Source organism: Actinosynnema sp. NPDC004786, from assembly GCF_053601135.1.
Genome location: NZ_JBSGBG010000017.1, coordinates 17046 through 40509, shown reverse-complemented (window position 1 = coordinate 40509; position 23464 = coordinate 17046). Strand labels below are relative to the sequence as shown.

At 71.3% G+C, this 23464-nt stretch carries 18 protein-coding genes; 12 read left to right on the top strand and 6 right to left on the bottom strand.

Going from position 1 to position 23464, the window contains the following annotated elements; all coding sequences use genetic code 11:
* Nucleotides 1-59 precede the first annotated feature (59 nt).
* Nucleotides 60-2069: an NACHT domain-containing protein gene (locus tag ACWEFJ_RS17385; protein WP_449714342.1), complete on the top strand. Its 2010-nt coding sequence runs from the start codon at nt 60-62 to the stop codon at nt 2067-2069.
* Here the strand turns inward: ACWEFJ_RS17385 and ACWEFJ_RS17380 are convergent.
* Genes ACWEFJ_RS17380 through recQ form a run of 3 tightly spaced genes read right to left on the bottom strand, consistent with a single transcriptional unit; the run spans nt 2008 to nt 5138 of the window.
* Nucleotides 2008-2481, bottom strand: a complete 474-nt coding sequence (locus tag ACWEFJ_RS17380) for a hypothetical protein (protein WP_449714341.1) — start codon at nt 2479-2481, stop codon at nt 2008-2010. The two genes, ACWEFJ_RS17385 and ACWEFJ_RS17380, sit on opposite strands and share 62 nt — an antisense overlap.
* 60 nt (nt 2482-2541) lie before the next feature.
* Complete coding sequence (locus ACWEFJ_RS17375) at nt 2542-3339, bottom strand: pentapeptide repeat-containing protein (protein ID WP_378084687.1); 798 nt, start codon at nt 3337-3339, stop codon at nt 2542-2544.
* Nucleotides 3336-5138 carry a DNA helicase RecQ gene (gene recQ / locus ACWEFJ_RS17370; RefSeq protein WP_378084688.1) on the bottom strand — a complete coding sequence of 601 codons (1803 nt, stop codon included), beginning with the start codon at nt 5136-5138 and terminating at the stop codon, nt 3336-3338. Before recQ ends, ACWEFJ_RS17375 begins: the two co-directional genes overlap by 4 nt.
* A gap of 623 nt (nt 5139-5761) precedes the next feature.
* Between recQ and ACWEFJ_RS17365 the strand changes: the two genes are divergently transcribed.
* The 9 genes from ACWEFJ_RS17365 (at nt 5762) to ACWEFJ_RS17325 (ending at nt 17436) form a co-directional block, all read left to right on the top strand.
* Entirely contained in the window at nt 5762-7267 is a 1506-nt protein-coding gene (locus ACWEFJ_RS17365; RefSeq protein ID WP_449714340.1) for an ATP-binding protein, read from the top strand.
* The gene (locus tag ACWEFJ_RS17360; protein WP_449714339.1) at nt 7264-8265 is read left to right on the top strand and encodes a PD-(D/E)XK motif protein; all 1002 of its coding nucleotides are present in this window, start codon (nt 7264-7266) and stop codon (nt 8263-8265) included. The genes ACWEFJ_RS17365 and ACWEFJ_RS17360 overlap by 4 nt, the downstream gene beginning before the upstream one ends.
* Nucleotides 8262-11117, top strand: coding sequence for a Z1 domain-containing protein (locus ACWEFJ_RS17355; RefSeq protein ID WP_449714338.1), 2856 nt, complete (start codon nt 8262-8264; stop codon nt 11115-11117). Before ACWEFJ_RS17360 ends, ACWEFJ_RS17355 begins: the two co-directional genes overlap by 4 nt.
* A gap of 80 nt (nt 11118-11197) precedes the next feature.
* Nucleotides 11198-12538 (top strand): DNA cytosine methyltransferase, encoded by a 1341-nt coding sequence (locus tag ACWEFJ_RS17350; protein ID WP_449714337.1) that lies wholly within the window; start codon nt 11198-11200, stop codon nt 12536-12538.
* 101 nt (nt 12539-12639) lie between these two features.
* Nucleotides 12640-13278: a very short patch repair endonuclease gene (locus ACWEFJ_RS17345; RefSeq protein ID WP_449714336.1), complete on the top strand. Its 639-nt coding sequence runs from the start codon at nt 12640-12642 to the stop codon at nt 13276-13278.
* Nucleotides 13279-13290: 12 nt separating this feature from the next.
* Nucleotides 13291-13896, top strand: a complete 606-nt coding sequence (locus ACWEFJ_RS17340) for a hypothetical protein (protein WP_449714335.1) — start codon at nt 13291-13293, stop codon at nt 13894-13896.
* A gap of 87 nt (nt 13897-13983) precedes the next feature.
* Nucleotides 13984-15459 (top strand): AAA family ATPase, encoded by a 1476-nt coding sequence (locus tag ACWEFJ_RS17335; protein WP_449714334.1) that lies wholly within the window; start codon nt 13984-13986, stop codon nt 15457-15459.
* 93 nt (nt 15460-15552) lie between these two features.
* Nucleotides 15553-16455, top strand: coding sequence for an AraC family transcriptional regulator (locus ACWEFJ_RS17330; RefSeq protein WP_449714333.1), 903 nt, complete (start codon nt 15553-15555; stop codon nt 16453-16455).
* A gap of 105 nt (nt 16456-16560) precedes the next feature.
* The gene (locus ACWEFJ_RS17325) at nt 16561-17436 is read left to right on the top strand and encodes a dioxygenase family protein (protein ID WP_378084692.1); all 876 of its coding nucleotides are present in this window, start codon (nt 16561-16563) and stop codon (nt 17434-17436) included.
* Between the two features lie 62 nt (nt 17437-17498).
* Here ACWEFJ_RS17325 and ACWEFJ_RS17320 read toward each other — a convergent pair whose 3' ends face one another.
* A complete protein-coding gene (locus ACWEFJ_RS17320) occupies nt 17499-17651 on the bottom strand; it encodes a hypothetical protein (protein ID WP_378084693.1) in 153 nt (50 codons plus the stop codon).
* A 355-nt stretch (nt 17652-18006) separates the two neighbouring features.
* Between ACWEFJ_RS17320 and ACWEFJ_RS17315 the strand changes: the two genes are divergently transcribed.
* The gene (locus tag ACWEFJ_RS17315) at nt 18007-19791 is read left to right on the top strand and encodes a tetratricopeptide repeat protein (protein ID WP_449714332.1); all 1785 of its coding nucleotides are present in this window, start codon (nt 18007-18009) and stop codon (nt 19789-19791) included.
* A gap of 112 nt (nt 19792-19903) precedes the next feature.
* On the opposite strand, the gene ACWEFJ_RS17310 is transcribed toward ACWEFJ_RS17315, so the two are convergent.
* Nucleotides 19904-20398, bottom strand: a complete 495-nt coding sequence (locus ACWEFJ_RS17310) for an RrF2 family transcriptional regulator (RefSeq protein ID WP_449714331.1) — start codon at nt 20396-20398, stop codon at nt 19904-19906.
* Nucleotides 20399-20481: 83 nt separating this feature from the next.
* Between ACWEFJ_RS17310 and ACWEFJ_RS17305 the strand changes: the two genes are divergently transcribed.
* Nucleotides 20482-21225, top strand: a complete 744-nt coding sequence (locus ACWEFJ_RS17305) for an SDR family oxidoreductase (RefSeq protein ID WP_378084696.1) — start codon at nt 20482-20484, stop codon at nt 21223-21225.
* Nucleotides 21226-21285: 60 nt separating this feature from the next.
* On the opposite strand, the gene ACWEFJ_RS17300 is transcribed toward ACWEFJ_RS17305, so the two are convergent.
* Nucleotides 21286-23463 carry an MMPL family transporter gene (locus ACWEFJ_RS17300; protein WP_378084697.1) on the bottom strand — a complete coding sequence of 726 codons (2178 nt, stop codon included), beginning with the start codon at nt 23461-23463 and terminating at the stop codon, nt 21286-21288.
* Between the last annotated feature and the right edge of the window lies 1 nt (nt 23464).

Genomic DNA, 23464 nt, shown 5'->3' with positions numbered 1-23464 from the left:
TCGCCTACCCCCGCGCCGCGAACGCCGTTACCGTCGTTCGCGACCTGGTGGGAGGGCAGATGGACGCGCGACGCGGCGGGGGCCGGCTGGGCCGCACCGCCCGCCTGGTCGCGCTGGTCGTGGTCGGCGGGGTGACGGTCCTGGTGCTGGTCCCGGTGGCGGTCAACGCCGTCACCGGCGGGTCCGCGCCGCGGGTGCTCGGCCCGTACGCGTCGTGGCTGTGGCCGGCGCTGGCTGGGCTGTCCGCGCTCACCGCGTGCCTGGCGGCGTGGGACCGGCTGGCCGCGCTGCTCGTGCGGCGGCGTCCCGCGCACCCGACGAACCGGCGGGTGGCGCTGGACCGGGTCGAGCGGTTCGTGCGGGCGCGCGTGGCCGGGTCGCCGGCCGAACAACTCCGGCTGAAGCTCGGCGTCGCGCCCCGCGTCGGACCGCGCCTGCCGACCCGGATCCGCGACCCGCTGGTCGTGGTGGGCGAGCCGGGCGCGGGCAAGACGACGTTGGTGCTGGAGCTGGCCGAGGCGTTGCTGGCGCGGGCCGCGGCCGACCCGATCCGGCCGATCCCCGTGGTCGTGGACCTCGGCGGGTGGCGGCGTGACGACGACTTCCGCGAGTGGCTGCTGCGCGTGCTGGCCGACCGGTACCGGATCGCGCCGCGGGTCGGCCGGGCGTGGCTGCGGGAGCGCAACCTGGTGCTGCTGTTCGACGGGCTGGACGACCTCGCGCCGGTGGACCGGGTCGAGTGCCTGGCGTGGATCACCGCGCTGAACGTGCCGCAGGTCGTGGTGTGCACCGACGGCGACGAGCACGAGCACCTGCCCCGGTACCGCGTCGTGCGCGTGGAACCGTTGGCGCGCACCGTGGTGCTGGAGCTGATCGACGCGTGCGGGCCGCGGTTGGACGGGCTGCGCGACGAGCTGGACAAGAACCCGGACCTCTGGGACGAACTGCGCACGCCGCTCGCGTTCGGGCTGCTGGCGCTGGCTTACCGGGCCGGGCGGGTCGAGTACCGGGGCGTGCTGGACACCTACGTGGTGGAGTCGGCCGCCCGCGGCGTCCGTCCTGATCGGACGGTGCGCGCCCTGCGCTTCCTGGCCAGGATCGCGCGGCGCCGGCACGACCTGGTGGCGCGGTCGCACCTGCCCCCGCGGCACGTGTGGCTCGACTTCGTCGGCCCCGAGGTGGTGTGGCGGATGTTCCGGCGGGCCGCGCCGGGCGCGTTGGCGGGCGCGGCGGCGGCACTGGGTTTCGTGGTCGGTGTCCGACTGGGCCTGGTCGCGGGCGCGGTCGCCGCCCTCGCCACGATCGCCTTGCCCCACGGCGACTTCCGGGTGCCCCGCAGTGATCCCCGCCGCGGGAACCTCTGGGCGGCAACGGGTTTCGCGGCCGGGGTCGTGGTGGTCGGCGCGGTGGCCTGGCTCGGCGGCCTGCTCGGCGCGTCGGCCGCGCGGTGGCCGGCGCCGGTCGGGTACGCGCTGGTCGTCCTGGTCACGCTGCTCGTCGGCTACGGCAACACCCGCGACCGGTACTGGGCCGTGGTGTGCGCGCTCGTGCCGGCCGGGGTGATGGTGGTGACGGGGCCTTCGCCGCAGTTGGTGTCGGGCCTGGGGATCGGGCTCGGCACGGGCGCGGTGGCGGGCGTGTTCGTCGGCGGTCTGCGCGAGGTGTGGTCGGGCCTGCGGGTGCGGCCGGTCACCGGGCTGCGCTGGCTGCCGGCGGCAGGCGCCGTCGGGGTTGGCCTCGCGGGGCTCGCGGGCGCGGAGGTCCGGCCGTCGGCGTGGGGCGCGGTGACCGGGCTGCTGGTCGGCCTGGCCGTCACGCCGCTCGCGGACCGGCCCGCGCACCCGGTCGCCGAACTGCTCGCCCGGCCGCTCGCGCTGGACGAGTTCCCCTTGCGGCGCAAGGCGGTCCTGCAATCCGCGCGGGACCGGGTGCTGCTGGTCGACGGGCACCGGTTCCCGCACGACCTGGTCCGCGACCACCTCGCCGAGTGCGACCCGGCGGACCTCGTCACGATGGTCGAGCGCCGACGGGCCGAGCTGCACCCCACCGGGTCCGGCCCCAGGGCTTGAACACCGACAGCGCCGTGTTCACCGTGTAGAGGGTCAGCGAGACGCAGGCCGCGGTCAGCACGTCGCCGCCCGCCGTGCCGACGACGCCGTCGGCCGCCTCGTGCAGCGCCGAGCGCAGCGAGAACGTCGTGGCGACCACGGCCACGACGGTCAGCGCGAACTTGGCCAGCACCCACTTGTGCCGCACCAGCCCCCACTTCGTGCCGAGCGACAGCACCACCCCGGTGACCAGGGCGGCCAGCGCCAGCGGGAGCACGACGGCGTCGCCGAGCAAGGACATCGCCTGGTACAGCTGCGGCGCGTCGAACGCCGCCAGCGCCAGCACGAGCATCCCGATCGTGACGCCCAGCCAGCCGACGGACGTGATGACGTGCAGCAGCACCCAGGACTTGCGCGCGTTCGGTCTCATCATGGCGCACAGCGTGGCGCGGGCCGCCCCGTCACCGCGTCGGCCCGGCGGCGGCTCGTGCGCCTACGCCTGCCGACGTACCCAGTGCGCCGGGCGGGTCACCGACTTCGGCAGCCTGGTCGCCTCGTCGCCCGCGGCGGCGTCCACCTGGGCCTGGGTGAGGAAGAAGCTCCCGGTCAGGTCCGCGCCGGACAGGTCGGCCCCGCGCAGGTCCGCGCCGATGAAGTCGACCAGCCGCAGGTCCGCCTTCGTCAGGTTGGCGCCGATCAGGTACGCGCCGCGCAGCGTGGACGCCCGCAGGGTCGCGCGGGTGAGGTCCTTGCCGACCAGGTCCGCGCCGCGGCGGTTCTTGCCCTTGCCGCGGGTCAGCTCGCTGGCCCGCAGCAGCAGGGCGTTCGCCCGTTCCCAGCGCGGGCCGACGTCCAGCGCGACGAGGTCGTCCGGTGTGCCGGCGGTCAGGGCCTCGATCTCGTCCCTCAGCTCGCGCACGGCGGGGTGCAGCGCGCGGGCGCGCTCCAGCTCCAACGCCTCGGTCAGGTACCACAGCAGCTCGTGCAACTGCCGCATGACCGGGAACACGTCGAACATGGTCCGTGCCGACGCGGGGTCGTCGCGCCAACTCGTGCCGCCGAACGTCACCTGCGACACCTGCTGGCCCGCGCCGAAGCAGTCGTACACCGTGCAGCCGCGGAACCCGGAGTCCCGCAGCCGCGAGTGGATGCCGCAGCGGAAGTCGTCGCGCAGGTTGGGGCACGGGGTGCGGGCGGGCTTGTCGATCGCGAAGTCGACCGACTGGGCGAACGCGGGCACCACGCAGCACAGGGCGAAGCAGCGCGTGCAGTCCGCGCGGAGTTCGTTCATGCGCTCAGCGTGTCCAGGATCTGCTGCCCGTACTTGGCGAGCTTGTTCTCGCCGACGCCGCTGATCGCGCTCAGCTCGTCCAGCGTCGTGGGCACGGTCGCGGCGATCTGCCGCAACGTCGCGTCGTTGAAGATGATGTAGGGCGGGACGCCCTGCTCGCGCGCCTGCGCCGTGCGCCACGTGCGGAGCTTCTCGAACACCGGCGCGGCCTCGGCGGGCAGGTCCACCGGCGCGCCCTTGGCCGCCTTGGCGGTCTTGACCTTCGCCGAGCGCTCCGGCTCGCGCCGCATCAGCACCTTGCGGCCCTGGTAGAGCACCTCGTCGCTGGCCGGCGTGAGCACGAGAGTGGAGTACTCGCCCTCCACCGCGAGCAGGCCCTGCGCCAGGAGCTGCCGCACCACGGCGCGCCAGCCGCTCTCGTTCAGCTCCGTGCCGATGCCGAAGACCTTGAGCTGGTCGTGGTCGTGCTGGATCACCTTCGCGGTCTTGCGGCCGAGCAGGATGTCGATCGTCTGGCCCGCGCCGAACTTCTGCCGCCGCTCGTTGCGCAGCCGCACCACCGTGGACAGCACCTTCTGCGCCGCCACCGTGCCGTCCCACGTCTCGGGCGGCGCGAGGCACGTGTCGCAGTTGCCGCACGGCGTGCTCGCCTGGCCGAAGTAGTCGAGCAGCCGCACGCGGCGGCACTCGACCGTCTCGCACAGCGCGAGCATCGCGTCCAGGTGGGCCATGAGCCGGCGGCGGTGCTGCTGGTCGCCCTCGGAGTCGTCGATCATCTTGCGCTGCTGGACGACGTCCTGCAGGCCGTAGGCCAGCCACGCGGTGGACGGCAGCCCGTCGCGGCCCGCGCGGCCGGTCTCCTGGTAGTAGCCCTCGACCGACTTGGGCAGGTCGAGGTGGGCGACGAACCGGACGTCCGGCTTGTCGATGCCCATGCCGAAGGCGATGGTGGCGACCATCACCAGCCCGTCCTCGCGCAGGAACCGGGACTGGTGGCGCGCGCGGGTGCCCGCGTCGAGGCCCGCGTGGTAGGGCAGGGCGGGGATGCCGTTCTGGGTCAGGAACTCCGCCGTCTTCTCCACCGAGTTGCGGGACAGGCAGTAGACGATGCCCGCGTCGCCCTGGTGCTCGGTGCGCAGCAGCTCCAGCAACTGCTTCTTCGGCTCGTTCTTGGGCACGATGCGGTACTGGATGTTCGGGCGGTCGAAGCTCGCGACGAAGTGCTTGGCGTCGCCGAGGCGGAGGCGTTCGGCGATCTCGGCGTGCGTGGCCGGGGTGGCGGTCGCGGTGAGCGCGATGCGGGGCACCTCCGGCCACCGCTCGTGCAGGTGCGAGAGCGCCAGGTACTCGGGCCGGAAGTCGTGGCCCCACTGGGAGACGCAGTGCGCCTCGTCGATGGCGAACAACGCGATCCGGCCGCGCTCCAGCAGGCGGGTGGTCTGCTCGGTGCGCAGGCGTTCCGGGGCGAGGTAGAGCAGGTCCAGCTCGCCGGCCAGGAACTCGGCCTCGACCAGGGCGCGCTCGTCGGGGAACTGGGTGGAGTTGAGGAAGCCGGCGCGCACGCCGAGGTCGCGCAACGCGTCCACCTGGTCCTGCATCAACGCGATCAGCGGCGAGATGACGACCCCGGTGCCCTCGCGCACCAGCGAGGGGATCTGGTAGCACAACGACTTCCCGCCGCCGGTCGGCATGAGCACCAACGCGTCGCCGCCCGCGACGACGTGGTCCACGATCTCCTGCTGGTCCCCGCGGAAGGATTCGTAACCGAAGACCCTTCGCAGCACCTCTTGCGAAGCCATCGCCCGATCCTAATGGACCCCACCGACACCTCCGTCCGGCCGACCCCGGAAGACGTTGTGCCGGTGCCACTCGAAGTAGCGCGCCGACCCCGGCCCGGGAGTCCGACCTGGCCGCCATGCGCACCATCGGGCCTGATCGGAGCCTGCCGTCCGACGTCTCCATCGCCACACTCGTCCGCCGCGACGCGGTCGACTGGCGGCTTCCACTGCCGCAGCACGTCGCTCCGTCAAGAGCTTCGGAGCGAAAAGACGCATCGGCGCCATCGCGAGGAGCCGGCCGGACGCCGGGTCGTGCGAGTGGATGGACCGCGATGTGAATTCGCCTCGCTGCGGACTCCTAGACGAACCCCTGCCAGCAGCGAGGAATTGGATCAACGGACCCTTACCGACCTTAGCCGACCCGAGCATCCCCGAGGTTAACACCAGACCGAACAGACGACTCGTTGTTCCTCAACGAACTGGGCGGGGCATTGTAATGGACCGCAGCTCAGCCCGGCACTCGAGTTGGCGACATCATCTTGGTAACGTCGGCTAACGAAAAGGCCACCGTCGGGTATATCGGGTACAGCGCGGCTTGTCGCACCAGCGGGCCAGCGCACCTGACAGGAGTAGGGGTGGAGCCTGTGACCGAGTGGAGCCTGACCGTACCGACCGAGGGAAGCATCGAGCTACCACCCGACCCTCGGGCGATGGACGCCATCGGTCGCAACCACTCGCTGCCGACGGCTCTCGCCGACCTGGTCGACAACTCGATCGACGCGGGCGCGACACACGTCCTCGTGCGCATCGTCAAGGTCGGCGAGCGCCTGACCTCGCTCTACGTGGTCGATGACGGAAACGGCATGTCGCCGGACGCGATCGACTCCGCGATGACCGTGGGCGGCCGACGTGAGTACGGAGACGGTGACCTCGGCCACTTCGGGTTGGGCCTCAAAGCCGCGTCGTTCAGCCAGGCCAGGATCCTGACGGTGATGTCGCGGTCTGCGGGCCACGAAGCGGTCGGACGGCGCTGGCGCTTGGCGGCCGACGGTGGGCGCAGCTTCGCCTGCGACGTGGTTCCCCGCCGGTTCGCCGAGTCGGAGTTGGACCGGGACTGGGGCATCGAACTGCGCGGCAGCGGGACGGTGATCCGCTGGGACGACGTGGTCGCTTTCCCCGCCACCGACGACCCGCGCCGGATCGATGAGTTCATCGACCACATGATCACCAACGCCTGTCAGCACATCGGCATGGTCTTCCATCGATTCCTCGAACAGAACCGGTTGAGCGTCGACTTCGACGTGCACGAGGTCGACACCGGGTTCGTGGGACCACCGATCCCGGTCACGCCGCTGAACCCGTTCGGTTACGCGCGATCCGGTCGACCGGACTTCCCGCAGACCTTGACGGCGGAGGAAGGTGACCTGAAATTGGCCTTCCGCTGCCACCTATGGCCCGGTCAGTCGGGGAATCCTTCGTTCCAGTTGACCGGGAACCCCGTCAGCCACCAAGGGCTTTACTTCTACCGGCGGGACCGCCTTCTGCAAGCCGGCGGCTGGGAGGGTGTGCACGCGCCCAATCCGAAGCTCCGGCTCGCTCGGGTCGAGGTGGACATCGACAACGACATCATCGGCCTGTTCCGCATGAATCCGGAGAAGTCACGGGTGAACGTCGGACCGGAGTTCGCCCGGTTAGCGGCCTCCGCCAGATCAGCCGACGGTATAAGCCTCGACAAGTACTTCGACCTGGCCGAGGCGGTGTACACCGAGTCGAGGAAGCGCTCGACGAAGCGGACGCCCATGGTGTACCCGGGCGCGGGACTGCCGCCCCGTGTGCGCGACACGATCAAGCGCGAGATCCCGGAGAAGTCCGGCGAGGAACCCATCGACATCCGCTGGGACACATTCACGGACGACCTGCTGTTCCACGTCGACCGCGACCGGCGCACCCTATGGCTGAACAAGCGCTACCGCAGGATGCTGCTGGGCGGCAAGCACGGCGGTCTGAACGACCTCCCGCTGGTGAAGTCGTTGCTCTACCTTCTGGTCTCGAACGTCTTCGAGGGCAGTCACCTCGGACCGAAGGACAAGGACAACATCGCGCTGTGGCAGACGATCCTGACGGCCGCGGCACGGGCTGAACGCCAGTGAACGCAGAACCGAGGATCGACGAGCGCCACGTCTCTGCCGAGAACTTCGACCGCATACTCGACAGCGGGGTTCCGGTCACGCTCGCGGTCGCCGGCGCACCGGACACGTTCATCTTTTTCGAGCCCCGGGTGCCGGAGCTCGGCCTGCGGGTCGCGGTCTCGGGCAAAGAGGACGCACCTGACACCAAGTTGCGCAACATACTCGCGCGAATCGCCCTGCGTGACGGGAAGCGCTTCTTCGAGGTGGTCGTCACCGCTCGAGACCTCTTCCAAGACGCCTACCCGATCCTTTGCTCGGTGGCGGACCGGGTCCAGCTCGGTGGCTTGTCGCCCGCTCGGGCACTGCACGCGACCTTGGACCGCATGTCCTCGTTGTTGCGGACACCCGAAGCCTTGACCCGGGAACGTGAGATCGGCTTGTTCGGGGAGTTGCTCGTTCTCGGCGGTCTGATCGAGCGGCTAGGTGCCGTGAAGTCGGTCGAGGCATGGCGCGGGAGCTTGGCTGAGGAGCACGACTTCGGACTGCCCGAGCTCGACGTGGAGGTCAAGACGACGACCTCCGAGTCGAGGACGCACTGGATCGAGTCGTTGACCCAACTGGTGCCCAAGGAAGGGCGTCCGCTCTGGCTGGTCTCGCACCAGCTCACCTCGGCGGGCGCAGGAACAGGGTCGAGCCTCCCCGGCCTCATCGAGGCCGTCTCCGCACAACTCGGCCCCGGTCGACACCAGGACGACTTCGAGGACGCGCTCGCCCGTTCCGGCTGGCGCGACGCCTACCGGGAACGCCTGACCACGCGCTGGGCCCGGCGATCCGCGAGCCGCGGTTACCACGTGACCGGCCCCTTCCCGCGCCTCACTCCCGACGACCTGCGAAATCGGGGCGTCGTCATCGACCGCATCCCGACAATCCGTTACCGGATCGACCTCGATGGCTTCGCGGACGAGGACAAGACGCCGAACGTCATCCGCTCGGCCTGCGACTTCGAAGGATGGACATGATCACCCCATTCGTCCGGGCCTACACCAGCGCGCTGCGCGCCATGGAAGACGACACCCCGCGAGCTCTGGTAAAGCGCGCCGCGTTGGAAGCCGAAGACCTCGAGCCCGGCCTCGACGTGTCGGAAGGACGGTTGAGGGAGCACCTCGCCGTGGCCGATCCCAACGACAAACTCCGGCTCGATCTGCACATGAACCTCGCCAAGTGGGACAACGCCCCGGTCGAGGGCAACTCCTGGACCACCGGCACGGAGCCGAACACGGAAGAGCGTCGGTCACGGGTGATCGAGGCGTTGGGGCTCGGCTCGGAGACCGCTGCCGAGATCGCTCGCCACTTCCCCCTCGCCAAGGGTGACGGCACCACGGTCATCGCCGGCCCGTGGGATCCGTGGTACACCGACGAAGTCAAGAAGGCGCGCGACTTCTACTGGGGACATTACGCCGACTACCTGCACAAACAGCGCCGTTGGGATGCCGACTCGATCGTCAACCTGGACACAGCGACCACGCGGGTCGTCGAACGCCTGATCGACCCGTCCCGAGCGAAGGCGGGGCAGACGAAGGGGCTCGTGGTCGGGTACGTGCAGAGCGGTAAGACCGCCAACTTCACCGGTGTGATCGCCAAAGCCATCGACGCCGGCTACCGCCTCGTCATCGTGATGACCGGCACCACCAACATCCTGCGTGAACAAACCCAGCGCCGGGTGGACATGGAGTTGGTCGGCCGGGAGAACATCCTCCGCGGCAGCGACGAGAGCGACCCCGACGCGGCCCAGTTCATCGACTACCTGGATGACGAGGACTGGGTAGCCGATCGCTTCGTCCGGCACGGCGCGTGGCCGTCGCAGATCGGCAGGCCCGACATTCACCGGATGACCAACCGCAGATTCGACTACCGACGCCTCCAACAGGGACGATCCGCGCTGGAGTTCGAGCGCAGGGATCGCACGAAGCCCCTGTGGCACCCCGACAACCTGTTCACCAGCGACGCCCGTTTGATCATCGTCAAGAAGAACGCCAGTGTCCTCAACAACCTCGTCAAAGACTTGAAAAACACCGCTGACCGCCTGGAGAACATCCCCGCGCTGATCATCGACGACGAGTCCGACCAGGCGTCGGTCAACACGACGGATCCGCGTAAGTGGCTCGAGGACAAGAAGTCTCGGACGGCGATCAACGAGCACCTGTCCAACCTGCTGGCACTGCTGCCGCGCGCCCAGTACATCGGTTACACGGCCACCCCGTTCGCGAACGTCTTCGTCGACCCGACGGACGCGGAGGACATCTTCCCCAAGGACTACCTCATCTCCTTGGAACGACCGCTCGGTTATATGGGTGCGGAGGACTTCCACGACCTCGACCTCGACCCCGACGTCGAGCGGACCTTCCGCACCTCGAAGGAGATGGCGCACCTCCGGCTGCTGGACGACCGTCAGGACGAGGACGACGCCGAGCTCCAGGTGGCGCTCGACTCGTTCGTCCTCACCGCCGCCCTCAAGCTGTACCGGGAAGCCGAGGGCTCCGGTCCGTTCAAGCACCACACGATGCTGGTGCACGAGACGATGCGGAAGGCCGGCCAGCGGTCGCGCGCGGAGACCATTCAGGAACTGTGGCGGACTGCCGGTTACCTGAGTGGACGCGCACACCGCCGGCTCCGGACGCTGTTCGAAGACGACTTCGCACCGGTGGCGGAAGCGCTCGACCTGAAGCACCCGATGCCATCGAGGTTCGACGACCTGACCCGGTTTTTGGGCGAAGCCGCCCGCAGGATCGCGCCCAACGGCAACCCCGTGCTGGTGGTGAACAGCGATAAGGACATCGAGCAGGAGGATCTGGACTTCGACAAGAGGTCCGTGTGGCGAGTGCTCGTCGGCGGCAACAAGCTCGCTCGCGGTTTCACCGTCGAAGGTCTCACCATCACCTACTACTCCCGGAAGGTCGGACACGCCGAAGCTCTGATGCAGATGGGGAGGTGGTTCGGCTTCCGCAAGGGGTACCGCGACCTAGTCCGCCTGTTCATTACCCCCGGCGTCCGGGACGCGTTCGAAGCCGCCTGCCGCGATGAAGAACACTTCCGGGAGGAGCTGCGCCAGTACGCCGTCATGGTCGACGGGCGCCCGCTGTTCACGCCCGAAGACATCCCTCCGCTCGTCGCCCGGCACGGGCTTCGGCCGACCGCCGCGAACAAGATGTACAACGCCAGACTGGTGGAGCGGCGCACCCGTACCAAGGAGCCGAGCTCGGGTTATCCGTTGCTCACCGATCAAGCAGCGCTCGACCACAACATCGACGCGTTCGTGCCGCTGCTGAAGGCCGCGCGGCATGTCACCTCCCTCACGGATGGTCGCCGGTCCTTCGAAACCTTCCTCGGTGAGGTGTCCCACGAGGACATGGTGTCCGTCCTGCGCGATCTGAAGTGGGCAACGCCGGAGACGTTCGCCGCGGACCTCGCCTGGATAGCGAGTCTGCCCAAGGAGCTGATCGACCGCTGGGACGTCATGTTCCCCCAGCAGAAGACCGGCAAGCGGGTCAATCTCCGCGGCATCGGCGAGTTCACCGTCCACGGCCGGACCACGCTTGGAGACCACAGCATCCGCGGCAACTCCGAAACAGCGCACCGGGTTGCGATCGCCGGCATCCCGGGCAGGACGCCGACCTCAGGTTGTGCGATCGTCTACCCGGTGATGAGGAAGGACAAGCTCAAGCTCGACATCGCGACTGATGGCCACCCGACCGGGGTGGTCATGGCATTCAGGCTGCAACTGCCGGATGGCACGCTTCCGCTCGATCGCAAACCGTTGGTGTACCAGGTTGCCATTCCCGACAAGCCTTACTACGCGCTCGTTGACGCATGAGCGATTCCTCTCTTCCGGTAAGGCGGACAACCCGCATGCCTCGCAGTGATGACGGCCCGCGACGCGGTAGGCTCCCGCGCATGTCGGCTGAACCGGATCTGCCGGGACGCACGTCGGTGGAGCTGTTCGCGGGCGGCGGGGGCCTGGCGATGGCCGTGCACCGCTCGGGGTTCCGGCCGTTGCTGCTCAACGAGTTCGTCAGGTACGCGTGCGACACCCTCGAGGCCAATGTGGCCGCCCCGCGAGGCGAGGAAGAGCGCATCCCCGAACCCGGTGAACGGATCCCCTTGGTACGCGGTGACGTTCGCGACCTCAAGATGGGTTACCTCGAAGGTGCTGTCGACCTGCTCGCCGGCGGCCCTCCGTGCCAGCCGTTCAGCCTGGGGGGCATCGCGAAGGGCGACGAGGACAAGCGGAACATGTTCCCCGAGATGTTCCGCGCCATCCGGGAGATCAAGCCCAAGGCGTTCATCTGCGAAAACGTCCGCGGCCTACTCCGGCCTTCGTTCAGGCCTTATTTCGACTACATTACGCGCGAGTTGGAATTCCCGTTCGAGGAGCGCGACCCCGAGGCCAGTTGGCTCCAGCACGACGCTATCCTCAAGTTGAAAGAGCAGCGCGGGGACGTCAAGCCCACTGAGCGGTACCAGGTTTTCACATTTCCTGTGAACGCTGCCGACTACGGTGTGCCCCAGATTCGGAACCGCATCATCATCGTCGGTTTCCGAGGCGACCTCGACATCGATGTGGACTTGCTACGACATGCCGTCAAGCCTACTCACTCCGAGAGAGCGCTCATCCGCTCGATGCAGTCGGGCGAGTATTGGGAACGCCACAAAGGGGTCGACCGGCGTGCCGATGTACCGGAACACGTCAGGGAATACATCATGGGCAGGTCGGAGGCCGTCCTGCCGCTCGAGGAGGCTTCAGACGGGATGAAGCCCTGGCGGACTCTGAGGGACGCTCTGGCCGGCGACTCGGACAGCGAGCCGCTGCCCGATGTCCCCTGGACCCGACTGGACCGACGGCAGTACGACGACATGCCCAAGGAGCACATCGGCTGGCCGGACGCGGGCATCTACCCCGGCCACACGCCGAATTACCTGGATCGTCCCGCGAAGACGGTCAAGGCGGGCGTCCATGGTGTCCCGGGCGGCGAGTCGGTGATGCTGACCGACACTTTGATCGGCACCGACGCCGACGCTCCCCCCGTCAAGAATCCGAGCGCCTATCCCTACCACCACCGGTACATGACGGTCCGCGAGACGGCGCGGGTGATGACCTTCCCCGATGACTGGGAATTGCGTGGTCCTCGAGGCGAGCAGATGAAACAACTCGGCAACGCCGTCCCGGTCCTGTTGGGCGAGGTGTTCGCAAAGGCGGTTTCGACGGTGCTCGACGACGCCGAGAAACGACCGTGAGTCGTCAGTCCGCGAGAGCTTGGAAACCCAAGGCCGGCCGGGCGAGATCACTGGTCGACGCCGAACAGGACAAGGCGGCCGGTGGCGCTCATCGCCGTGTCGTGGACCTGGATTCCGGACGAACCACCAGGGGCACCGTCGTGCTGAGGATGTCCGAGGCATCGGGGATCATCCGCGCGCACCTGCGGTGGCGAGACCACGACCGCACAATCTCGCGGTCACTGGGTGCGGTCGAGCACCGCATGCGATCGGCGAACCTCGCCGAAGGGTGGGAGAGGGCTCGCGCGCTGGGTCTGGTGCGCGACGAGGCGCTCCCGGACGAGTCGTGGGCGTCGTCGCGTGAGGTGCGGGCCTCGATGAGGGGTAACCGGGGCCGCGATACCACTCCCGAGCTCCGACTGCGCGCCGCACTCCACGCTCACGGCCTGCGGTATCGGGTATCGGTACGACCGCTGCCGGAACTGCGGCGGACCGCCGATGTCGTCTTCACCAGGGAGCGGCTGGCGGTGTTCGTGGACGGCTGCTTCTGGCACGGCTGTCCAGAACACTACCGTCCAGCGAAGAAGAACTCCGAGTTCTGGGGAACGAAGATCCTCGACAACCAGCGACGTGACGCCGAGACCAACCAGGCCCTGATCGAGCGCGGATGGACGGTGATTCGTTGTTGGGAGCACGAGGACACCGACGCCATCGTGAACCAGGTTGTCACCGCACTGGGTCGTGCCGCCACGCAGCGCTGAAGTGAGGGATGCATGCCGGAGATCGCCGTACCGAAGGACGTCAGGGATTCCGTCATCCGCGAGCTCTACCGTCAAGTGGGGTCGCTGGACTGGGAAGGGGTTCCCGCCCGCGAGCGGACCGCCTACTACACCCGGTGGGTCGAGGACGAGGCGATCGGTGGGGAGTTGGCGGACTACTACACAGCGGAGGGCATGCGCGTCTGGCTCAAGGACGGCCCGTTGAAGGAGTACGCCCGCGCCCTCGAGAACATCGGCTCCTACGCCCCGTACGCGACGAAGAGGCTGTCACCTCCTGACGAGTTCATCGCCGAGTTGGTCGGTGACGAGTGGCGGATCAAGCCCGGCTCGGTCAAGGAGAAGCCGATGCACTGCTTGATCACCGACCAGGCGCGGGAGCGCTACGTCTGCTGGGGTCGACCACGCACATTCAGGGATCTGCTGTGGGCGGCGGTCAACAACGCGGTCACCGCGCGATCCAAGCCCCTCATCGTGGTGTACGTGACCGACGACCGAGAAGTCGAGGAGCGGCAGAAGCGCCAGCACGAACGGATCGCGAGGCACTGCTCGTTGGATCTCGCTTACGTGCGTCGCCGCCTCGAAGCCCTGCCACCGGCATGACCGCTCCAGCCCGACTCGAAAGCTTTCCACCTCTCGCAGGACATCAGATGGTGGGCCACTCACCATGGAACCGTGCATGATGTGTGTATGGGGGAACTCTCGGGCGACGAGGCGAAAGCGCTTGCTGGCGGTTTGCGGCGGTTGGTCCAGGTGGCGGCGAACCTCGTCGAGCAGGACGGTGAGGCCGGGCCGTTGATCCGGCGGGTGCGAGAGCACCTCCGGTGCGAGTTGTCGGAGGTGTTGTCGGTCGCCACGCGGTTCGAGGTGTGGGAGCACGTGAACCTCCAGCGCGGGGTCGACGCGTACCTCGCGGCGCACACGCCGGACGCCGAGTGGTTCGGCCTCGGGGACGGCCGGCAGCGCGGGCACGACGACATCATGGGCATGCTGCTCTCCGCCCGGCACACGCCCCACTCCGGGATCGGCGCGGCCGACTACGCGACGGCGGCGGTGGGGCCGGAGGACAGCGTCGAGGTCGTGCAGCTCGGCCTGGCGCCGACCGCCGCGCCCGACGGCACGCCCGTGCTGGTGGGCATCCGCGGCCCCAACGACTTCGGGCCGCCCGCGTGCCGGCTGGAGGTGCTCGCGGCCGACCGCGCGGCGGCGCGGGCGGTCGGCGCGGAGGTCGAGCGGCTGATGCGGGAGCACGACGCGTTCCGCCGCCAGGTGCTCGCGTTCGGCGTGAGCGAGCACCGCGGCAACGAGCTGGTCACGTTCCTGCCCCGGCCCGCGCTGGACGCCGACGACGTGGTGCTGCCCGACGGCGTGCTGGACACGATCGAGGAGCACGTGGTCGGCATCGCCGAGCACTCCGCGCGGCTGCTCGCGGCGGGACAGCACCTCAAGCGCGGCCTGCTGCTGCACGGCCCGCCCGGCACCGGCAAGACGCACACCGTCCGCTACCTGATGAGCCGGCTGCGCGACTGCACGGTGATCCTGCTGACCGGCCCGGCGATGCGGTTCATCGGGCACGCGGCGGCGCTGGCTCGCAGGCTCCAGCCGTCGATGGTCGTGGTGGAGGACGTCGACCTGGTCGCCATGGACCGCGGCCACGCGCCCGGCGCCGCGAACCCGCTGCTGTTCACCCTGCTCGACGCGATGGACGGCGTCGGCGCGGACGCCGACGTCACGTTCGTGCTCACCACCAACCGCGCGGACGAGCTGGAACGGGCGCTGGCCGACCGGCCGGGGCGGATCGACCTGGCCGTCGAGGTGCCGCGACCGGACGCGGACGGGCGACGCCGGCTGCTGCGGCTCTACAGCCGGGGCGTCGACCTGCGCGCGGACCTGGACCCCGTGGTCGAGGCGACCGAGGGCGTCACGGCGTCGTTCGTCAAAGAACTGCTGCGGCGTGCCGTGCTGAACGCGGTCCGGGACGACGGCGCGGGCGGCACGCCGGTGGTCGGCGACGAGCTGGCCGACGTCGCGCGCGCCATGCTCGACGAACGCGCCTCGCTGACGAACGTGCTGCTGGGCGGGCGTCCCGGTCCGGAGCGACCGCACCGCGGTCCGGTGGTGCGCGCCGTCCCGCCACCGGTCGGTCCCGGCCTGCACCCGGGCTGAGCGCCCGACGGTCGTTCGTTCCCCTCCCGCCCCCGCCCGTGCCATGGTGGTCCGTAATTGGTCTGGACCTTCAGCGGAGAGGGGATCGGGACGATGCGCGGCACCACCGTGTTACCGGGAACGCCCAGCCGGGCGCCACGCGAGGGCGAGCTGCCCGTGCACCGGCTGGAGGTGCCGGCGCCGGACGCGCTGCCGTTCGCGATGGGCACGTTCGACACCATCGGGCCGATGTCGCGGGCGTCCTTCCCGCACCGGCACACGTTCCACGAGATCGTGCACGTCATCGGCGGCACCGGGACGCACGTGGTCGACCTCGCCCGCTGGGAGCTGCGCCCGCCGCACCTGTGCGTGATCGCGCCCGGCCAGGTGCACCACTGGGACGACGCGCGCGACCTGCAGGGCACGGTGCTGCTGTTCACCGACGACTTCCTGCTCGACCACCCCGCCGACCGCGACCTGCTGCGCCGGATCAGCGAACGGCCCTGGCTGACGCTGGACGAGACCGCGCACGCCCGGGTCGCCCGGACGATCGCCGAGCTGCACGACGAGTACCGGCGCGGCGAGGCGGGCGTGGAAACCGTGCTGCGGGCGCTGCTGCACGTGCTCGTGGTGCGCGCGGCCCGGCTGCCGGCGACCCCGGCCGCCGCGCCCGCCCGGCCCGGCGCGGTGGCGGAGGAGTTCGTCCGGCTGGCCGGGCGCGCGGACCACGACCTGTGGTCGGTGCGGGCGTACGCGGAGCGGATCGGCGTCACCCCCGGCTACCTGACCGAGGCGGTGAAGGCGGCGACCGGGCGGACGCCGTCCCAGCTCGTCCGCCAGGCCCGCACGCACGAGGCGCAGCGGTTGCTGGTCAAGACGGACCTGACCGTGCGGCAGGTGGCGAACCGGGTGGGTTTCGCCGATCCCGCCTACTTCTGCCGGTTCTTCCGCCGCGAGGCGGGCGTGAGCCCCGGCGCGTTCCGGCGCGCGGCCGTTCACAGTGAGCGAGCCGGGTAACGGCGACCGCGAGGATCACCACGACCGGCGGTCCCAGTCCATCGTCGGGTCCGCGCGCCGCTCGTAGGTTCGGGGTATCCCGACCAAGCCCCACGAGGAGCAGGCATGGACGCATCGACGGACGGCGACCGCGGCCCGACCGGGCACACCCCCGGCGACGAGACGGACCCCCGCCACCTCAGCCGCAAGACGGTGCTGCGCGCCGCGTTCGCGGCGGGGGTCGCGCTGCCGGTGGCCATGATGGGCGTGCCCGCGCTGGCCCGCACGGTCGGCGCGCGCGGCGAGCAGGTGGAGCTGACGCCGGCGTGCGACGACGGCGACGACCCCACCCCGCCGCAGACCGAGGGCCCCTACTTCAAGCCCAACTCACCGCGCCGCACGTCGCTGGTCGACGCGGGCACCGCCGGCACCCGGCTGACCGTCACGGGTTACGTGTTCGGGCTGGCGTGCCTGCCGCTGGGCAACGTGCTGATGGACTTCTGGCAGGCGGACGTCAACGGCGTGTACGACAACACCGGCTTCCGCTTCCGGGGCCACCAGTTCACCAACCCCGACGGCTCGTTCTCGCTGACCACGATCGTGCCGGGCCTCTACCCCGGCCGCACGCGGCACATCCACGTGAAGCTGCAGGCGCCGGGCAGGCCCGTGCTGACCACCCAGCTGTACTTCCCGGGCGAGCCGCGCAACAACACCGACACCATCTTCGACCCCCGGTTGCTGATGGAGGTGCGGACCGTCGGCAGCGCCCGCGAGGCGAAGTTCGACTTCGTGCTGAACGTGCCGCAGAGCAGCACCACGCGGCCCACCAGCACGACCACCACGCCGTCGTCGCCGGGTGGCGGCACGTGGGCGGTGGGCACGAACTACGCGGCGGGCGCGACCGTCACCTACAACGGCGTCGGGTACGTGTGCTTGCAGGGGCACCTCGCCCAGCCGGGCTGGGAACCGCCGAACGTGCCCGCGCTGTGGCGCGCGGAGTGACCGCGGCCTGACGCCCGCGGGACGACCCCTCGGCGCACGTCGCCGAGGGGTCGCGCCCGAGGTCAGGAACCCGAGCCGGCGTGGCGCGGCGGCACGGCGACCGGCTCGCGGAACAGGTCGGTGTAGGAGCGCTGCTCGTCGCGGCGCGGTGCGGTCACGTCCTCGGGCCGGGACGTGTCCGGGTGGCTGAACAGCGCTTGCTGCGTGGTTGACATGTGCTTTCCGACTTTCTCCGCGCCCGACGCGTGCTCACGGCCGGCGGTGCCGGTCCGGAGGTCTCCGCGTGGCGCGAGGGGTATTCGGGGTTCTGAAAAAGAAGAAGTGGAACGACCCCGATGTCACCCACGGTACACGCCACCGCGCCCGTACCGCCACCGGGTTGCGCCGGCCACTCCCGCGTCGCACCGTCCACTCCGGACTCGTGACCGCCGCCCGCACCCGGATCACCCGTCCGACGGAACCCGCGACGGCCACCGGACGAGTCCGCGCCGATCCACAGTGGACCGACCTCGGCACGCGCCTGACCTGCCGATCCGCTCGGTTACGATGCCTCCCGACCCGAGGGGGGCCATGGCACACGACGGATCCGAGGGGCGCGCGGACGAACGGCTCGACGCCGAGGGCGAGGTCGCGGCCGCCCGGCTCGCCCTGGCCGAGGGCGACCTGCGCCACGCCGCGCGCCGGCTGGCCGACGCGATCGCGGCCGACCCGCGCCTGCCCGACGCCCACGAGGCGCTCGCCGAGCTGGTCGCCCGCGCGGGCGGGCCGGAGCGGGCGTTGCGGCACTTCGAGCCCGGACCCGAGCGGGCGTCCACCGGCACGATCGCCGCCCACGCGCACGTGTGCGCGATGGCCGGCCGCTGGGACCGGGCCGTGCCGGAGCTGTTCGCCGTCGCCGCGCGCGAGCCGCACCGCCCCTGGCTGGACGTCGCCTGGCTGCACCGCCCCGACCTGCCGGACCTGCTCGACCCCAACGCCGCCGCGATCGCCGCGGCGCGCTGCGCGCAGCCGTTGGCCGACCCGGTCGGGGAGGCCGAACGCGCACCGCTGCTGCCCGCGCTCGCGGTGCTGCGCGGCTGCGTCGCCCGCCACCCCGAGCACGCCATGCTGCTGTGGTGCGGCTCCACCCTGGCCCGCCGCCTCGGCGCGGCCGACGAGGCGATCGTGTGGGCGCAGCGGTCGTTCGACGTGGAGCCGACGCACGAGGCGGCGGTCGCGAAGGGCCACGCGCTGCGCACCGCCGGCCGCACCGAGGAGGCGTTGGCCGCCTGGCGGCGGGAAGCGGCCCGCACCCCCGAGGGCCACGACCTGTTCCTCCACATCGCCGACCTGCTGGAGGCGACGGGCCGGCCGGCCGAAGGGCTGGAGTGGGCGCTGCGCGTGGTGGACGCCAATCCCGAGCACCCGAAGGCCCTCGCGACCGCGCTCGGCCTGCGGCACGTCCTGAACGACGACGTGCGGCACCTGGTCGCGCTCGCCGACCACCTGCGCGACCACCCCGAGCACTCCTACGCCGCCGACGTGCTCGCCCGGCGCGCACGGGGCCGCCCGTGGCTGGGCGGCGTGCCGGAGGCCGCCGACGACCTGGTCGGCCTGCTGCGCGACGTGCTCCAGGAGTACGGGCCGTCGGCCGACGTCGAGCCGGAGGTGACGCTGGCCACGCCGGCGCCGCCGAGCGCCGTGCTGGCGCTGCGGCTGGCGTTCCCCCTGGCCGAGGTGGCGGTCGACCACGTGCCGGAGCCGGACCCGCGCCGGCCGGTCGGCGACGTCCGGCACGTCGTGTGGGCCTACGACGGGACGACGGCCCGACCCGCCGTGCCGCCGCCGTCGCCCGAGGCCGTCGAGGCGGTGCCGGCCGTGGCGGCGACGAGCTGGCCGTCCCTGCCCGCCGCCTACGACCGCGCGGTCGTGCTGTCCGCGCTCGACCCGCACGACCTGCTCGGCGTGCTCGTGCACCCGCCCGCGCCGACCGGGGACGTGGTGCGGCACGCGCCGCAGCGGTGGTTGCGGGGCGTGCAGGTGTGGGCGTGCCTGGGCCTGGCGCACCACCGCGCGGACGAGCCGTGGCCCGCCTCGCGCCGCCGCGGGCTGCTGGCGGACCTGCTGAACGGCCCCGAGGACTGGGTGGCGGAGGCGGCGGGCCTGGCGCTCGTGGCGACCGCCTGGGTGGAGCCCGCGACCCGGCCCGATGTCGCGGAACTGGTCGTGCACCGGATGCGCGCCGCGGTGCGGGCGCGGCGGACCCGTGAGGTCCCCGTGCTGGCGTCGCTGTGCGAGCTGGTGCTCGCCCTGCCGGAGGTGGACGACGGGTCCGCCGCGCTCGCCCGCGACGTGCTCGCCGGGGGCGCGGACTGACCGGCGTCGCCGACGCGTTCGGCTCCGGCCAGGGCCAGGACGGCCGGCGGGACGCGCTCGGCTCCCGGCGCCGGCCGGGACACGCGGTCGGCTCCGGCTCCGCGGTGAACGGTCAGGACGGCCGGCGCGGCGTGGTCGCGGCCGACGCGAGCAGCGACCGGGTGCGGGCCGGCGCGGTCGGCGGCAGCGCGGCGACGACGTCGGCGAGGGAGTCGGCGGCGAGGGCGCGCCGCCAGGCGTCGTGCGCGTCGGCCATCTTCGCGGCGAGCAGGCACGTGTCCCGGCAGTCCTGCGGCGGCAGCGCGCCGCGCCCCCGCTGCCGGATCTCGCGGCACTCGTAGGGCGAGGACGCGCCGTCCACCGCTTCGACCACCTGCAACAACGTGATCTCCGACGCCGGCCGGGCGAGCCGGAAACCGCCGCGCGGACCGGTGGTCGCGGCCAGCACGCCGGCCCGGACGAGCGCCTGCAACTGCTTGGCCAGGTAGGGCGCGGGCAGGTCGTAGTACGCCGCGAGCTGGGCAGCCGACGCGGTGGACCCCGGCTCGAGCTGCGCCAGGGTCGTCGCGCAGTGCAGTACCCACTCCGTGCTCACAGGCAGCTTCACACCGGCCAGTCTAACGGCGATATTGCGGATCAGTTTTGTCCGAGATAGGTTGGCGGCGTACCGAGGCAAGGGAAAGGAACGTCATGCGCATCGCAGTCGCCGGCGCCACCGGCAACATCGGCTCCCTCACCGTCGCCGCCCTGGAGCGCGACGGGCACGAGGTCGTGCGCATCAGCCGCTCGCTGGGCGTGGACCTGTCCACCGGCGCAGGGCTGGACGAGGCCCTGGCGGGGGTCGACGCGGTGGTGGACGCGGTCAACGTGCCCACGGCGCGGCGCGAGGAGACCGTGGCGCTGTTCTCCGAGGCGACCCGGAACCTGCTGGCGGCCGAGGAGCGCGCGGGCGTGCGGCACCACGTGCTGCTCTCGATCGTCGGCATCCACCGCGTCGAGGGCAACGTGCACTACGCGGGCAAGCGCGAGCAGGAACGGCTGGTCGAGGAGGGTCCCGTGCCGTGGACGATCGTCCCGGCCACCCAGTTCCACGACTTCGCCGAGATGGTCGCGGGCTGGACCGAGCGGGACGGCGTCGCGACGATCGCGCCGCTGCTCGTGCAGCCGATCGCGCCGGCCGACGTGGCGGACGTGCTGGCCGAGGTCGCGGTCGGCGAGCCGCTCGGCCGCCACGCCGACCTCGCCGGCCCGGAGACGCAGGACCTGGTCGACATGGCGCGGCGCACGCACCGGGCGCGTGGCCGGGACGTGCGGCTCGTGCCGACGTGGTCGGGGGTGTTCGGCCCGGAGATGGCCGGGAACGTGCTGCTACCCGGCGAGGGCGCGCGCATCGCGCCCACCACGTTCGAGGAGTGGCTCGCGAAGTCCGCGTGACGCGGACCGGTCCGGCGCCGGGGGTTCGACGCCGGACCGGTGACGGTCACGCGGGAGCGGTCACGCGGTCGCGTCGACCAGGTGCTTGCGCTCCTCGCGGTCCTGCTCCAGCCCGGCGCCCTCCACGTCGAGGGTCGGCAGCCGGCGCAGCCACTTCGGCAGCCACCACGCCTTCTCGCCGAGCAGGGCCAGCGCCGCGGGTACCAGGACCATGCGGACCACGAACGCGTCGAACAGGATGCCGATCGCCAGGGCGAACGCGATGGACTTCATCGGGCCCTCGCCCGCGGGCACGAAGCCCGCGAACACCGAGAACATGATCAGCGCGGCGGCCACGACCACGGGCGCGGCCTGGCGGAACCCGGTGCCGATCGCGTCGACCGGGGCCTTGCCGTGGTGGTGCGCCTCGTGCATCCGGGACACCAGGAAGATCTGGTAGTCCATGGCCAGGCCGAACAGGATGCCCACCATCAGGATCGGGGTCAGGCTGAGCAGCGGGCCGGTCGTGTCGAGGTTGACCGCGTCGGCCAGCCAGCCCCACTGGAACACCGCCACCGTCGCGCCGAGCGAGGCCCCGATGGTGAGCAGGAAGCCGAGCACGCCGACCAGCGGGACCAGCAGCGACCGGAACACGAGCACCAGCAGCACCAGGGCGAGGCCCACGACCAGCGCCAGGTAGACCGGCATGGCGTCGTCCAGCGCCACCGCCACGTCCACGCTGACCGCGGTCGCGCCGGTGACGTAGGTGGTCGCGCCCTCCACGTCGGCCAGCCGGTCCCGCAGGTCGGTGACCAGCTGCTCGGTCGCCTGCGTGGCCGGGCCCGACTCGGGGATCACGGTGAGCATGGCGGCCGTGCCGTCGGCGTTGGGCCGGGGCGGCGTGACGAGCGCGACGTCGTCGAGGCCCTGGATGGTCGGGGCGGTCGAGGCGGCGGTGGCCGCGGCGCCGTCACCCTCGAACAGCACCACCAGCGGGCCGTTGAACCCCTCGCCGAAGCCCTCGGCGAGCACCCGCTCCGCGCGGGCCTGGGTGGAGTCGGCGGCCGGGGCCGGGACCAGCGTGGTCTCCATCGCCGTCACCGGGACGGCGATCACGCCGAGGCCGACGACGGCGAGCAGCAGCGCCGCGACCCGGTTGCGGGTGACCGCGCCGATCCAGCCGCGGAAGAAGCCGCGCCCGTCCGCCTCGGTGTCGGCGTTCGCCGGCCCGTCGCCCGCGGGGGCCGTGCGCTCCTTGCGCGGCAGCACCCGGCGGCCGAGGTAGCCGAGCACGGCGGGCACCAGCGTGACCGCGACGAGGACGGCGACCACGATCGTCACCGCGGCGGCGACACCCATCTGGGTCAGGAACGGGATGCCGACGACGGCCAGGCCCGCCAGCGCGATGACCACGGTCAGGCCGGCCGTGACCACGGCGGAGCCCGCGGTGCCCACGGCGGTGCCGATGGCGTCGCCCACGTCCCGGCCGCGCCGCAGCTCGTGCCGGTAGCGGTTGATGATGAACAGGGCGTAGTCGATGCCGACCGCCAGGCCCAGCATCGCGGCCAGGATCGGGGTGGTGGACTGCAGGTCCATGAAGCCGGTGGCGATCGTGACGCCCAACGCGCCGATGCCCACGCCGACGGCGGCGGTCAGCAGGTTCATGCCGGCCAGGACGAGCGAGCCGTAGGTGATGGCGAGGACCAGCAGGGCGACGACGACACCGATGACCTCGGCGGGTCCGCCGACGTGCGGCGGGGCCTGCGTGGCCTCACCGGTCACCTCGGCGGGCAGCCCGGCGTCGCGGGCGGCGTCGAAGAGCGCGGTGCGCTGCTCCTCGGTGACCTCGCCCACGGGGGCCTCGTAGGTGACCGTGCTGTAGGCCACGTCCTGGTCGGCGTTCACGGTGGGCGCCTGCGGGTCGAGCGGGTTGCTGGCCGACGTGACGCCGGGCAGCTTCGACAGCTCGTCGACCAGCCCGGCGAGCTTCGGCGCGAGTTCGGGGGAGGTCAGCTTCCGGCCCTCCGGGGCCTGCACGACCACCCGCGCGGTCGCGCCCCCGCCGCCGCCGAACTCCTGGTCGATCTTGTCCAGGGCGGTGGTGGACTCCTGGCCGGGGATGGAGAAGGAACTCGACGTCGTCCCGGCCAGGGTGACCGCGCCGAGCGCCGTGCCGCCGAGGACCAGCAGCCACAGCAGGACGACGACCAGGCGGCGCCGGTGCGCGCCGAAGCCGAGTCGGTAGAGCAGACGTGCCATG